Source organism: uncultured Caballeronia sp. (assembly GCF_964243625.1).
Classification (GTDB): domain Bacteria; phylum Pseudomonadota; class Gammaproteobacteria; order Burkholderiales; family Burkholderiaceae; genus Caballeronia.
The window spans coordinates 1-13,594 of record NZ_CAXTGZ010000127.1 but is presented as its reverse complement, the minus strand read 5'-3'; the positions used below and the strand labels follow the sequence as shown (position 1 = coordinate 13,594).

The window sequence follows — 13,594 nt, the reverse complement described above, 5'->3', positions numbered from 1 at the left end:
CCGTGTTGCTGTCGCCGAGCGCGGCTGCGCTGATGGTCGGAGGACCGTCCCAGAAACCGGTCGTCGATGCTGATCCGCCCGCGCACTGGGCCACGTTTTCGTAGACCTTCAGGTCATCGTAATGATGGCCGTCACTGAAGCCCTTGACGGACGCCAAAATCATCTTCGGGTTCAGTTCCTTGATGTGCTCCCACGGGAAACCCATCCGGTCGAGTGCGCCCGGCCCGAAATTCTCGACCATCACGTCCGATTCCTTGATGAGCTTTTCGAGCACTTCCTTGCCTTCGGGCTTCTTGGTGTCGAGCGTGAGCGACTTCTTGTTGCTGTTCAACATGGTGAAGTACAGCGCATCCACGTTCGGGATATCGCGCAATTGCGTGCGCGTCACGTCGCCGGAACCGGGACGTTCGACCTTGATCACGTCCGCACCGAACCACGCGAGCAACTGCGTGCACGCCGGCCCGGCCTGAACGTGCGTGAAGTCGATGATCTTGATGCCTTCGAGGGGCCTGGTCATGGCTTTTGTCTCCTGACTGACTGGATTAGTTGGTGTGTTGGATAAAGCGCAAGGGGAAGAGAGAGGCGCGTCAAGCGTGCTGGGATGTGTTGTCTCCTCTTCGAGGCGTCTATTGGCGCGGTGCCTACGGGCAACCGTCGTTTCTTGTGATATACAATATTCCGAACACAGTATTAGTCAAGGATATTTATTCATCGAACCGGACGTGACGCAATGCAGCAGGCGCAACAACGCCGTTAACGCCGGCGCCACAGCGTTAGCCTGTTGCAGTGCAAAAGAGAGGAAAAAGGGAGACTGGTGAGATCGTCGTCCGCAGCGAGCGAACGACGGCACGGCGGGAGAACCCTAAGCAGTGGTCGGTCGGCTATCCGATCCGACCCGCCACCTTTGCGGCGTCACGCCTTCCCATTGGTTGAACGCACGCGAAAACGAGTTGACCTCCTCGAAACCGAGGAACCAAGCGATTTCACCGGCGCCTAGATCGGTGCTCCCGAGCAGCCTGCGCGCAATCCGGTTGCGCACCCGATCCAGCAATTGCTGGTAAGTCGTGCCATCGACGGCGAGTTTTCTTTGCAGCGTCCTCGAACTGATGCCCATTTCATGCGCGAGTGCATCGACGCTTGGCCGTTGCCCGCGCATGCTCCGCGCAATTACCGCCTCGACCTGATCTGAGAAGGTCTGCGTACGGCTGAGTTCGGCGATACCGGCATCGAGCTGAGGCAAGACGGCCGCCAGCAAATCCGCGTTATGCGTGACGAAGGGCAGCGCGAGCGCGGCGGTATCGAAGACGATCACGTCTTGTGGCGCGTCGAAGACGATCTCGCAACCGTAATGGCGCGCGAACATCGTCCGGTTCGACGCCCGGCGCGTCAGTTCCACGCGACGCGGCTTTATCTCGATTCCCGAACCGCGCCTAGCCATCGCCAACGCAGATGCGAACATTGCGTCGGCGAGAAGATCGGGGAGGTTGCCATCGGCGAGAAGCCAGCGGAATGCAACCGACGCTTCGGCGCCGTTGATATCGACGATGACCTCTTCCGGACAGCTTAGCCGCTTGTAGCGGCCGAGCTTGGCGAGGGCATCGCGGAAATTCGCGGAATGCAGCGCGGCGAGCGACATGATGTCGAGCTGCCCGTGCGAAGTTTGCTCGCCGATGCGCAAGCCGATCGCCGGATCGCGGCTCACCTGCGCAATGGCTTCCCACAACGCGAAGTACTTCTGCGTCGTGACGCGCAGCCGCGGCGGCTCGGCGTTGGCTGGCGGCGGCCACGCAATGCCGGCCGCACGAAAAGTGCGCGCGACGTCCACGCCCAGCGTGTTGAGTCTGCCGATCAGCGCGGGACTGATGGGAACGCCGTCAGTTTTCATGGGCCTCGATTTAGTCGGTCGCTTTCTGCTTCACGATATCGAGTTTATCGATAAGACCGCGCCAGCCGGTTGCATCGTCGGCATCGGTGGACATGCTCAAGTCGCGCCATTGTGCGTCCATTGCGCCGCGCGCCTCGTGCAATTGTCCCGCGATATGCACGGCGTCGCTACCCAAAAGCAGACGCAGCGGCGGTTCGTCCACTTCCGCGATGCTCAGGATCGCCTGCGCGGCTTTCGCCGGATCGCCGACGGGCTTGTGCGAATTCCGGTACTCCAGCAAAGGCGCGATGCTCTGCGCATAGTCGGGACCGGGAGCGTGGATGGTCATCGAGGAACCCGCCCAGTCCGTGCGGAAACCGCCCGGCTCGACAATCGTCACCTTGATCCCGAGCGGCGCGACTTCCTTCGCGAGCACTTCGGAAAAGCCCTCGACCGCCCATTTAGCCGATTGATAAGCGGCCAGGCCGGGCGAACCGACACGTCCGCCTATCGATGAAACCTGGATGATGTGCCCGCTGCGCTGTGCGCGAAGGACCGGCAGCGCCGCACGCGTGACGTTCGCGACGCCGTAGAAATTGGTTTCCATTTGCGCGCGGAAATCGGCGTCGTCACCTTCTTCGATCGATGCAATGTTGCCGTAGCCCGCGTTGTTCACGACGACATCGAGACGGCCGAACGCGTTGACGGCTTCCTGCACGGCGGCGCGTGCCGACGCGGGATCGGTGACATCGAGTGCGACGGCGCGCACGCGCTCGCCGTATTGCTCGACGAGCGCGTGAAGGTCCTCAGGGCGACGCGCGGTCGCGACCAGAAGATGCCCCGCCGCGAGAACTGCTTTTGCCAACTCGTGGCCGATGCCACGCGAACTGCCGGTGATAAGCCAGACTGACGACATGAGGTGCTTCCTTTTAACGATGAACGAGGTAAATGCGTTCACCGATTCTAGGAGCGAGCCCTCGGCGGCACTAATCCGATCGCGCCAACGTGCAATCGGATTGCGCCAGGCCGTTGGAACAGTCAGCCGTGGCCCTTCTCGCTGTCCAGATGCGCCATTTGCGCTGCGGCATACCGGTCGCCCGCTGCCGCACCCTTCGGAACGGCCTGTTCGATTGCGGCGAGGTCATCGGCCGAAAGCGTGACGTCGAGCGCGCCCAGTGCTTCGGTCAGGCGCTCGCGCCGACGCGCTCCGATCAGCGGCACGATGTCCTTGCCCTGCGCCGCGACCCATGCAATCGCGATCTGCGCCACGGACACGCCCTTCGCTTGTGCGATTCGCCGCAGGGCATCGACGAGCTTCAGATTGCGCTCGGCGTTTTCACCCTGGAAGCGCGGACTATGCGCGCGGAAATCGCTGCCCGCCAGATTCTGCGCGGGCATCCAGTGCCCGCTGATCAGCCCGCGTGACAACACGCCATACGCCGTCACACCGACGCCCAGCGTGCGGCAAGTATCGAGAATATTGTCTTCGATACCGCGCGAAAGCAGCGAATACTCGATCTGCAAATCGGCGATCGGATGCACGGCTGCGGCGCGGCGGATGGTGTCCGAGCCGACTTCCGACAGCCCGATGTGCCGCACATACCCCGCCTTCACCAGATCCGCAATCCCGCCGATGCTTTCCTCGATAGGCACGTTCGGGTCGAGCCGCGCAGGACGATAGATATCGATGTAATCAAGCCCCAGTCGCTGCAGCGAATACGCAAGGAAATTCTTGATGGCTGCAGGCCGTGCGTCGTAACCTGCCCAGCCTCCCGCCGGGTCGCGCAACGCGCCGAACTTGACGCTGACGACGGCGGCCTCGCGTTTCGTACCCTTTAACGCTTCGCCGATCAGCGCTTCGTTATGGCCGCTGCCATAGAAATCGCCGGTATCGATGAGGTTGATGCCCGCGTCGAGCGCCGCGTGGATCGTGGCGATGCTTTCGCCGCGCTCCGACGGCCCGTACATGCCGGACATGCCCATGCAGCCGAGTCCGAGGGCGGACACTTGCGGTCCTGTTTTTCCGAGTTGACGCTGTTCCATGCTGTTAATCCTGTTCGTGCCGGTGCGGATGCGATGACAGGAGTATGCGAGCCGCCCAAGCGTGCGACAATCCGGCCGTTACAGCACGGGCTGTACGGAAAAACGCACAATGGACGATCCCGATCTCTCCGATCTCACCGCCTTCATGGCCGTCACTCAAGTACGCAGCTTCCGCGCGGCGGCGCGTGTGCGCGGCGTGTCCGCATCGGCATTGAGCGAGGCGATCCGGCGTCTTGAAGCGCGTCTCGGGGTCCGTTTGCTGAACCGGACCACGCGCAGCGTCACCGTGACGGAAGCGGGCCAGCGGTTGCTGGAACGCCTTGGGCCGGCGCTCGGCGAGATTGCCGGCGCGCTGGACGCGGTTAACAGTTTTCGGGACAGCCCGACCGGGACATTGCGCCTGAATGTCCCGACCATCGTTGCGATGCATGTCTTGCCGCCGATCGTCACGCGCTTTCTGGCCGCGCATCCAGGTATCAGGCTGGAGGTGGTATCGAACGATACGTTTATCGATGTGCTTGCAGCCGGTTTTGATGCCGGCATTCGCTACGACGAACGTCTGGAGCGCGACATGATCGCCGTGCCAATCGGCCCGCGCACGCAGCATTTCGTGGCGGCGGGTTCGCCCGCATATTTCGAAAGACATGGCTGGCCCGGGCATCCGCGTGACTTGCTGGACCATGCGTGCATTGGCCACAGGTTTGCGAGCGGCGTGCTGGCAGCGTGGAATTTTGTGCGCGGCGACGAACAGGTTCGATTCACGCCGCAAGGGCCGTTAGTGGCGACGACGCTGGCACTGGAAGTGGCCGCCGCGACCGCCGGCCTGGGAATGATCTATACCTTCGATGAATTCCTGCGTCCGCAAATCGACAGCGGCGCGCTCGTGCCGGTGCTCCACGAGTGGTGGGAGCACTTTTCAGGGCCGTTCCTGTACTACCCGAGCCGCACGCACATGCCCGCGCCGTTGCGTGCGTTCATCGATTTCGTGAAGGAAGAGTGACCGGCTTCCCGTCCGTTGGCTATCGGTTGGCGAAGAACGACTTTGCAGCGCTCAATGCGTCTTCGACTGCAGCCCGGTCCACATCCAGATGCGTGACCCAGCGCTGTTTGGTCGCGCCATAGGCCGACGTAATGCCAATTCCGTGCGACGCGAGGTGCGCCGAGATTCCCTCGGCAACCGCGCCGTCCACTTCGACGAAAACGATGTTGGTATCCGGCATCGTGACCTTGAGCTGGCTGAACGATGCAAGGCCTTCGGCCAGTGCCTTCGCGTTCGCGTGGTCGTCGGCGAGACGCTCCACGTTGTGTTCGAGCGCGTAGAGGCCCGCCGCCGCGAGAATCCCGACTTGCCGCAAACCGCCGCCCAGCATCTTGCGCGTACGCCGCGCCTTCGCAATCAGCGGCGCACTGCCGACCAGCACCGAGCCGACCGGTGTACCCAATCCCTTCGACAAACACACGGACACCGTATCGAATGGACGCGCGAGGGTCGCGACAGGCATCTTCAGCGCCGTGGCCGCGTTGAAAATGCGCGCGCCATCGAGATGGGTAGCCAGCCCGTGGCGGCGAGCAAGCGCTGTCGCCGCCTCCATGTATTCATGCGAGAGGACCTTGCCGCCGATCGTGTTTTCCAGCGCGAGAAGCCGCGTGCGCGCGAAATGCGAATCGTCGGGCTTGATCGCTTCTTCGATATCCTGCAGCGCGAGCGAACCATCGGGCTGATTGTTCAAGGGCTGCGGCTGAATGCTGCCGAGAACGGCCGCGCCGCCGCCTTCCCATTTGTACGCATGGGCCTGCTGGCCCACGATGAACTCATCGCCCCGTCCGCAATGCGCCATCAGCGCGACCAGATTCGATTGCGTACCCGATGTCAGGAAAACCCCGGCGTCCTTGCCAAAGCGTTCTGCGAGCGTTTCTTCCAGGCGGGTGACGGTAGGGTCATCGCGAAAGACGTCGTCGCCCACTTCCGCCGATGCCATCGCGGCGCGCATCGCCGGGCCGGGTCGCGTAACGGTGTCGCTGCGGAAGTCGTGCTTGATCGGGGTACGCATTGCGGCTCCTGGTTTGTGGAGCGCTTATTTTGCCATTGTGGACGCGCGGTCGTGAGCTGCGTCATAAAGGCCGGTGGGATTGACGAGTCCGCGATTACCCACAGTTTCTCAATTAAATCAATGACTTGCAGCCGAAACCTACGAATGAGAATTAACTTCAGGCACGAGCTTATAAAGCACTTGAAGTTAGGTTCGCGCACTACACAATATTTTCTAAGCAAATCAAGAGTTTAAGAAGTATTCCTAAAAAAATTATTAGGTTTAATATAATTCTCTTTTAGATCAAATGGTTAACACGTGTATCTAATGCAAATTATTAAGTTTTGCCGCTGTCGACGCAAGCGGAACGCGCCGCGAAGCTCCGAACGTATAATCTTCCGCAATCCACTGCGACCAAGCCTCGACTCCCATGAACGCGCCCGACCCGCAATTGCAAGACAATCCCTACATCGGCCGCTATGAACGCTCCGCCGGACATGGCGCCGAATGGTGGCGCGTGACGCTCTCCGACAGGCCCCAGATGTACCGGATCGAGCATGGGCGCGACGAGGCGCCGGCGAATATCGATACCGTCGTCGATCTTGAAAACCTGAAATCGAAGCTGCAAAAGTGGCATCGCGAGGGCTTTCTGCGTCCCGGCGACAAAGAAGCGCCCGTTGCCGGCGAAGGACGCAACGGCTTTCTCAAGGACCTCAAGCGCGCAGCATCGGGCAAAGCAGTGCTCGCCACGCTTTCTCAGCCGGACCATGCCACTACTTTGATCGGCACAGTCGAAATGCCGCCCGGCCACGCCGGTCCGCTCGTGCCGCGCCTGAATCCTGCCTACCTTTTCCCCGGGCGCTTCGCCGACATCCTTCAGGACATCGTCGAAAACCGGCGTGTGATGCTGATCGGGCATACCGGCGCGGGCAAAACCAGCCTGATCGAACAGGTGGCCGCGCGCTCGCAACACGGCGTGCTGCGGGCGAATATGAACGGGCAGACGACCATCGGCGATTTCGTGGGGTTCTGGACCGTGAAAGGCGGCGAAACCCTGTGGGTGGACGGCGTGTTGCCGACCGCGATGCGCGAAGGCCTCTGGCTCGTGGTCGATGAAATCGACTTCGCCGAGCCATCTATCCTCGCCGTGCTGACCGCCGTGCTCGAACCGCACGGACGCTTGCTGCTGAAGGAAAAAGGCAACGAGCTGGTCGCGCCGCATGCGTCGTTCCGGTTGTTCGCGACCGCGAACGCTGTCGGTGCAATGAGCATTTATCGTCATCTGTACCAGGGTGCAAACCTGATGAACGAAGCCTTTCTCGACCGATGGCGCGTGTACCTGATGGATTATTTGTCGCCGGAAGAGGAAGCCGAGGTGCTGATGCGCACGCTCGGCGCGCGCATCACGCCGCCGATGGCAAACACGCTCGCCGCGATTGCCGCCGATTGCCGCGCGGCCTTCGCCCGGGAAGATCTGGCGAGCGCGTTTTCGACGCGCCGTTTGCTCGACTGGGCCGACCTCATGCTTCGTTCGGGCGATCCGGAGCGCGCCGCCGGCCCTGCGATCTACGCAAAAGTGAGCGCGGAGGACGCTGCGCTGATACGCAGCATCATCCGGCATCACATCGCGTTTGACGATTGAGCCGCGTTCGTGAGCCGCGCCCAACTCACGCCTGACACCCTAAGCCGGCTCGCGCGGGTCCTGACGGGCCGCTATGGCGTGACCGTCTCCTTCGATGCACGCGGCCCGCGTGTCGAACGCGAGCGCATCGTGCTTGCGGAACCCGCGCCGGATTCACCGGACGCGGACGCCCTCACCGGCCAGCTCGATCTGCTCGCGGCGCGCTGGAAGTTTTCCGTCATCGATGAGATCGACGCGCTGCCTTCAGGTCCGGCGCGGCAACTTGCCGAGGTCATAGAAGACCGGCGTGTATGCGAGCGTTTGTTCACCGACTATCCGGGTGCCCGTGGATATATCGAAAGGCTGCGCGCGCAGAAGGCGCATGCCACGCACCAGAAATGGTCCACGCTTTCATGGCGCGACAAGCTGATCTGGCTTGTCGAAGGCGCGCTGTGGGGCGAAACGCCCGCCGTCACGGAACGCACGCCCGCGCTTCTGGCCACGCTCGGCGCTGTGACCGATGCGCTGGAAACTGCGCGCAAGAGCCGGTCGACGCGCGAAAGCATCGCGAATGCGCACGCGCTCGTGGCGCGGATCAGATCGCTCGGCGCGGGCGACGTCAATACGATGATGTTCACCGCCGACGCCGATGACACGCTCGACGCAGAGCAATCCGCAAGCGATCCGGACACCGCATCAGAAAACGAAACGCCGGATGCAGCTTCAGCCGATGCCACGACCAGCGCGCCATCGCCGTCGGACGCCGCTGCGCAGGCTTCCGAAGCACAATCGCCCGCGGCACCCATGTCGCTGGACAATATAGATCTGATCGACGGCCGCCCGCGCCTCTCGATCCCGCTCACCACCGCATACGACATCATCACCGACCTGACGGGCCGAGGCGACCCTGCAGCGTGGCGAAACCTGCGCGCACTCGCCCGTGCGGAAACCGCGCCGCTGACCGCACGCCTTGAACGTGCGCTCAAAGCCGACGAACAGACGCATTGGAAACGCGAGCAGGAACGCGGCGAAATCGACCGGCCGGCGCTGGCGAAGCTCGTGGTGTCGCCGGGTTATCGCACGCCGTTTCGTGTCAAACGCACGACCGAAGGGCGCGACGCGGCAGTAACTCTGCTCATCGACCTCAGCGGGTCCATGGCCGGAAAAAAGATGGATCTGGCGCGCCTGTGTGCAGCGGCGCTGTGCGATGCGCTGATGCAGTTGTCGTTCAAATGCGAAGTGCTGGGGTATAGCTCCGTAGAGTCCACGGAGATGCAAGCGTATTACCAACAGATGCTCGGAGAAGGCGAAGATCTAACCCGATACAACCGCAAGCTCGAACGCCTGGACCTGAGGATCTACAAGCGGTTTGGATCGAGCAATCCCACCGGCCTGAGCACAATCGACTGCAGCCACGAGAATCCCGACGGCGAAGCGCTGGTCTGGGCGGCCGGCCGGCTTTTGGCGCAGCGGGCAGGACGCCGCATCCTGATGGTGCTGTCCGATGGTTACCCCGCCACCGGCGACGGACATCCAGTCATCTTGCGAACTGATTTGCGGGCGCGGATCGGTGAAATCACGGCATCGGGAATCGAACTCGTTGGCATCGGCTTGCTCGATGACGCCGTAGAAAAGTTTTATGCGCATAACATCGTCGTGCAGAAACTCGTTGAGCTTCCAACCATGGCGTTCGCGATTTTGAGCAAACTCCTGCTATCGAAGTGCGGGTAGAAACACCCGCGACTAAAAAACAACTCTGACCCCGGTATTTAATTCAATAGCTTGCTAACGAATTGTCGGCGAAATACAATGCGCGCCATGCCGACAATCGACGTACTCCGACAATCCGTAAGCAGCGCGCTTGTGATCGCCTCCCGCCAGTGGCGGCGAACCAGTCATAGCGTGATCGCCGCCTACAACGTCTCCGAAGCCTGCGCTACCCCGCTGCTTATCGCGGGGCGGCTCGACGCGCCCGTTCGGCAGGTGGCGCTGGCGGAAATGACGGGGATCGAAGGCCCGTCGCTCGTGCGTCTGCTCGATCAACTGTGCGCCGCCAGTCTCGTGCGCCGCGAAGAAGATCCAGACGACCGGCGCGCCAAGATCATTTCCCTCACCGACGAAGGCCGCAGCGTCATCGCCAAGATCGAGAAAGAACTGATCGGCCTGCGCGCCGATGTGTTGCAAAACGTCACCCAAGAAGACCTGGAAGCCACCCTGCGCGTATTCGCCGCGTTTAAACTGGGTGCGGCGACGCCCGCGTCCCAGGCATCGTCGAAATCCCATCCGGCCGGCACCGATACGGAAGAAGGCGTCTAGCGCACCATGACGTACCCCACTTCGCGCGAATGGCTGTTTTCGGTCAAGACCTTCATTGCTTCCATGCTGGCGCTTTACATCGGCCTCAAGCTGGAATTGCCGCGTCCGTACTGGGCGATGGCGACCGTGTATATCGTCTCGAATCCGTTTGTGGGCGCAACCCGCTCGAAGGCTTTGTATCGCGCGCTGGGAACCATGATCGGCGCGGCGGCGGCTGTGCTGTTCGTGCCGCCATTCGTGGAATCGCCGTACATTTTCAGCGCCGTCGTTGCAATCTGGACAGGCACGCTGCTGTTTCTCGCCATATCCGACCGCACCGCGCGCAGCTACGTCTTCATGCTGGCGGGGTACACCATGCCGCTGATCGCCCTGCCCTCCGTCATGAACCCGGCCGGCATCTTCGATCTCGCCGTTTCACGGACCGAGGAAATCGTGCTCGGCATCGTGTGCGCGAGCGTGGTCGGCGGCGCGTTGTTCCCGAGCCGTCTTGCGCCCACGCTGATCGAACGTACCGACGCCTGGTTCCGCGACGCCGCGTTCTACACGAAGGAAACGCTTTCCGGCCGGCTCTCCGGTCAAACCATTGCGGCATGCCGCCAGCGGATGGCCTTGACAGTCAATCAGCTTGAGTTCCTGCTGAGCCAGCTTGCCTACGACCATAGCCGGCCCGACGTCCTTGCTCGCGCGCAAGCGCTGCGCGGACGGATGCAATTGCTGCTGCCGATCATGTCGGCTATCGGCGATCCGCTCGCGGCGTTGTTCAGCGGCCAGCAGCCACCGCCGGACGGTCTCAAGCCGCTTCTCGACGATATCGTCAAGTGGTTCGACGAACCCGTCGATGCGAAATCGGGGTCCGCTGATGCCGATGCCAACGCCGACGCATTGCGTGCCCGTATCGCAAGCCTGCAACCCGATGGCGACGGCCTGCGCACGTGGGACGGCGCGCTGCTCTCGAGCACGCTCTGGCGGCTGAAACAGCTCGTGGATGTCTGGCAGGACTGCCGCTCGCTGCGCGTGATCATCACCAACGAGCAAGGATCGTGGCGGCCGCGTTATCGACACTGGCGGCTCGGCGGCACGCAGCAATATTTCGATCGCGGCATGCTGATGTTTTCGGCGGGCTCGGCCATGCTCGCCATCTTCGTTTCCATGAGCATCTGGATTGCGTCCGGCTGGAACGACGGCGCGGGCGCCGTGACGCTGGCGGCGGTCGCGTGCTGCTTTTTCGCCGCGCTCGACGAACCCGCGCCGCAAGTGTTCTCGTTTTTCATCTATACATGTCTTGCCGTGGTGCTGGCCGGGTTGTATCTCTTCGTGATTTTGCCGACCGTGCACGACTTCCCGATGCTCGTGATCATGTTCGCAGTGCCGTTCATCTTGATCGGCACGCTGATCCCGCGTCCGCAGTTCAACCTCGCGACCATGCTGACGGCCGTGAACACGGCGACGTTCATCAGCATCCAGGGCACCTACGACGCCAATTTCCTGACCTTCATGAACAGCAACCTCGCGGGTCCGGCCGGGCTGCTGTTCGCGTTCGTGTGGACGCGTGTGACGCGGCCCTTCGGCGCGGAACTGGCGGCTTCGCGACTGATCCGGTCGAGCTGGCGCGACGTGGTGCTAAGCGCATCGACCCGTCCCGTCGATGACCAGAAAAACCTGACGGCCCGCATGATCGACCGTTTGATGCAGATCATTCCGCGTCTTGCCGCCACCGACGAACGCCGCCATCCGTCCATCGAAAGTTTTCGGGACCTGCGCATTGCGTTCAACGCGCTCGATCTGCGGCGCCTGCGGCGCAGGCTCGGCGAAGCGGAACTGGCGTCGGTGGACAGCGTGCTCGAAGGCGTGCGCGCTTACTTCCAGTACAACGTCGAGCGTGGATCTCGGCAACCGGTACCGCAAAGCCTGGAAACGGCCATCGATACCGCCCTCACGCGCATCACGCGCCGCGGCGGCGCGGTCCATGCCGAAGCCAATGCCGAAGCTGCAGCCTCCCAGACCCAGGCGCCCGCGCCCGGCCGGCAGGTACGCGATGCGCTGCATGCGCTCGTCGGCATGCGTTTGTCGCTGTTTCCGGAAACCGTCGCGTCCGCGCTGCCGCCAGAACCCGAGGCCGCAGCATGACGCGCCGTTTGCTCATCCCTTTACAAAGCATCCCGCGATGATCGGCGAAATCGATATCTACGGCGTGTTCCTGCCGGCCGTGCTGATCCTGATGCTGGTCTCGTACCTGCTCTGCCTCGTACTCACGCGCGTGTTCGCGCGCGTGGGGCTGTACCGTTTCGTCTGGCATCGTTCCATTTTCGACCTCGCGATCTACGTGATCGTGCTTGGCATCGTGGTCATTGTTTCGCATCGGCTATTACCGTGAAAAAAACCTGGTTCTCGATTGGACAGATCCTCTTTACGCTCGTCGTCGTGGCGATCGCCGCGTTCGTGCTGTGGCGGCTCGTGGGCTATTACATGTTTGCGCCGTGGACGCGCGACGGCCATGTGCGCGCCGACGTCGTGCAGGTGGCGCCTGATGTCGGCGGCCTGATCGTCGATGTAAAAGTGGTCGATAACCAGCCGGTGAAGGCCGGCCAGGTGCTCTTCGTCATCGATCAGGCGCGTTACGCGCTGAGCTTGCGCCAAGCCCAGGCGACCGCACTGCAGCGCCGCGCGACGCTCGACCAGGCGCGCCGCGAAGACGCGCGTAACCGGACGCTCGGCGACCTCGTCGCACGCGAGATCACGGAAGAAAGCCGTTCGCGCGTGCAGCAGGCCGAAGCGGCGCTCGCCGATGCCGAAGTCGCCATCGATACCGCCCGCCTCAACCTGCAACGCACGACGATCGTGAGTCCCGTCGATGGTTACCTCAACGACCGCGCGCCGCGCACGGGCGAGTTCGTGACGGCGGGACGCTCGGTGTTGTCGGTGGTGGACCTGCATTCGTTCCGTGTCGATGGATACTTCGAGGAAACGAAGCTGCGGGGTATCGATATCGGCCAGGCAGTCGATATCAAGGTGATGGGCGAACCCGCGATCCTGCGCGGGCATGTGCAGAGCATCGTGGCGGGTATCGAGGATCGTGACCGCGTGCAGGGATCGAACCTGCTGCCGAACGTGAATCCGGCGTTCAGCTGGGTGCGGCTTGCGCAACGGATTCCGGTGCGCATTGCACTCGACGAAGTGCCGGCGGATTTCCGGATGATCGCGGGGCGCACGGCGACGGTGTCGGTGCGTGATTTGACGCCGACCGGAAACACCCGCGCCGACGGCGCTTCATCGGCTTCGGCAGCGTCTGCGCCGGCCACGGCCAGCGGCGTGGTTCCCGTGACCACCGGCGTCGCCGCATCCGCACCGGCGGCAAGCAAATGAAGATGCCGCGCGCCCTTGCCCTGACACCGTTCGTGCTCGCGCTCGCCGCGTGCTTCACCGTCGGCCCTGATTATTCCCTGCCGAAAGACGCTGCCGTCAACGCGCCGTACGCGAACGCGCCGCTCGATGGTGCACAAGGCCAGTCGACGGTATCGGCGGGCGCCGTGCCCACGCACTGGTGGCGTCTCTACGACGATCCCGTACTCGACGACCTCGTGCAGCAGGCGATGGCATCGAATACGGACCTGCGCGTGGCGGCGGCGAACCTCGGCCGCTCGCGCGCCGCGCTGAGCGTCGCGCAATCGCAGGGCGGGTTTTCGGGCGGGGCGTCGGCGGCGTTCAAGCGCGCGCAGGAAT

The 13,594-nt window shown here is 62.7% G+C and carries 12 protein-coding genes and 1 pseudogene; 8 read left to right on the top strand and 5 right to left on the bottom strand.

Annotated elements, in window-relative coordinates; genetic code table 11:
• The 4 genes from ACFFAR_RS11285 to ACFFAR_RS11270 all read right to left on the bottom strand — a co-directional run.
• Window positions 1–517 (bottom strand): CoA transferase (locus tag ACFFAR_RS11285; protein WP_375507893.1); only part of this gene is annotated, 517 nt, incomplete at its 3' end.
• 345 nt (window positions 518–862) lie between these two features.
• Entirely contained in the window at window positions 863–1,885 is a 1,023-nt protein-coding gene (locus ACFFAR_RS11280; RefSeq protein WP_174364763.1) for an AraC family transcriptional regulator ligand-binding domain-containing protein, read from the bottom strand.
• Window positions 1,886–1,895: 10 nt separating this feature from the next.
• Window positions 1,896–2,780 (bottom strand): oxidoreductase, encoded by an 885-nt coding sequence (locus tag ACFFAR_RS11275; protein ID WP_174364764.1) that lies wholly within the window; start codon window positions 2,778–2,780, stop codon window positions 1,896–1,898.
• A 122-nt stretch (window positions 2,781–2,902) separates the two neighbouring features.
• On the bottom strand, window positions 2,903–3,907 hold the full coding sequence (locus tag ACFFAR_RS11270; RefSeq protein ID WP_375507892.1) for an aldo/keto reductase: 1,005 nt from the start codon (window positions 3,905–3,907) through the stop codon (window positions 2,903–2,905).
• A gap of 109 nt (window positions 3,908–4,016) precedes the next feature.
• Between ACFFAR_RS11270 and ACFFAR_RS11265 the strand changes: the two genes are divergently transcribed.
• On the top strand, window positions 4,017–4,907 hold the full coding sequence (locus ACFFAR_RS11265; RefSeq protein WP_375507891.1) for a LysR substrate-binding domain-containing protein: 891 nt from the start codon (window positions 4,017–4,019) through the stop codon (window positions 4,905–4,907).
• 19 nt (window positions 4,908–4,926) lie between these two features.
• On the opposite strand, the gene ltaE is transcribed toward ACFFAR_RS11265, so the two are convergent.
• Entirely contained in the window at window positions 4,927–5,958 is a 1,032-nt protein-coding gene (gene ltaE, locus ACFFAR_RS11260; protein WP_174365649.1) for a low-specificity L-threonine aldolase, read from the bottom strand.
• A gap of 409 nt (window positions 5,959–6,367) precedes the next feature.
• Between ltaE and ACFFAR_RS11255 the strand changes: the two genes are divergently transcribed.
• From ACFFAR_RS11255 to ACFFAR_RS11225, 7 genes and pseudogenes are all read left to right on the top strand, one after another.
• Window positions 6,368–7,579, top strand: coding sequence for an AAA family ATPase (locus tag ACFFAR_RS11255; RefSeq protein WP_375507890.1), 1,212 nt, complete (start codon window positions 6,368–6,370; stop codon window positions 7,577–7,579).
• Between the two features lie 9 nt (window positions 7,580–7,588).
• Window positions 7,589–9,289: a cobalamin biosynthesis protein CobT gene (locus ACFFAR_RS11250; protein WP_174363887.1), complete on the top strand. Its 1,701-nt coding sequence runs from the start codon at window positions 7,589–7,591 to the stop codon at window positions 9,287–9,289.
• A gap of 132 nt (window positions 9,290–9,421) precedes the next feature.
• Window positions 9,422–9,874 (top strand): MarR family winged helix-turn-helix transcriptional regulator, encoded by a 453-nt coding sequence (locus ACFFAR_RS11245; protein WP_375507889.1) that lies wholly within the window; start codon window positions 9,422–9,424, stop codon window positions 9,872–9,874.
• Window positions 9,875–9,880: 6 nt separating this feature from the next.
• Window positions 9,881–12,001, top strand: coding sequence for an FUSC family protein (locus ACFFAR_RS11240; RefSeq protein WP_174363888.1), 2,121 nt, complete (start codon window positions 9,881–9,883; stop codon window positions 11,999–12,001).
• A gap of 37 nt (window positions 12,002–12,038) precedes the next feature.
• Window positions 12,039–12,248: a DUF1656 domain-containing protein gene (locus ACFFAR_RS11235; RefSeq protein WP_062003069.1), complete on the top strand. Its 210-nt coding sequence runs from the start codon at window positions 12,039–12,041 to the stop codon at window positions 12,246–12,248.
• Window positions 12,245–13,237, top strand: a complete 993-nt coding sequence (locus ACFFAR_RS11230) for an efflux RND transporter periplasmic adaptor subunit (RefSeq protein ID WP_174363889.1) — start codon at window positions 12,245–12,247, stop codon at window positions 13,235–13,237. The genes ACFFAR_RS11235 and ACFFAR_RS11230 overlap by 4 nt, the downstream gene beginning before the upstream one ends.
• Window positions 13,234–13,594, top strand: a pseudogene (locus tag ACFFAR_RS11225) (TolC family protein); the annotation flags it as partial. The gene ACFFAR_RS11230 and the pseudogene ACFFAR_RS11225, both read left to right, overlap by 4 nt.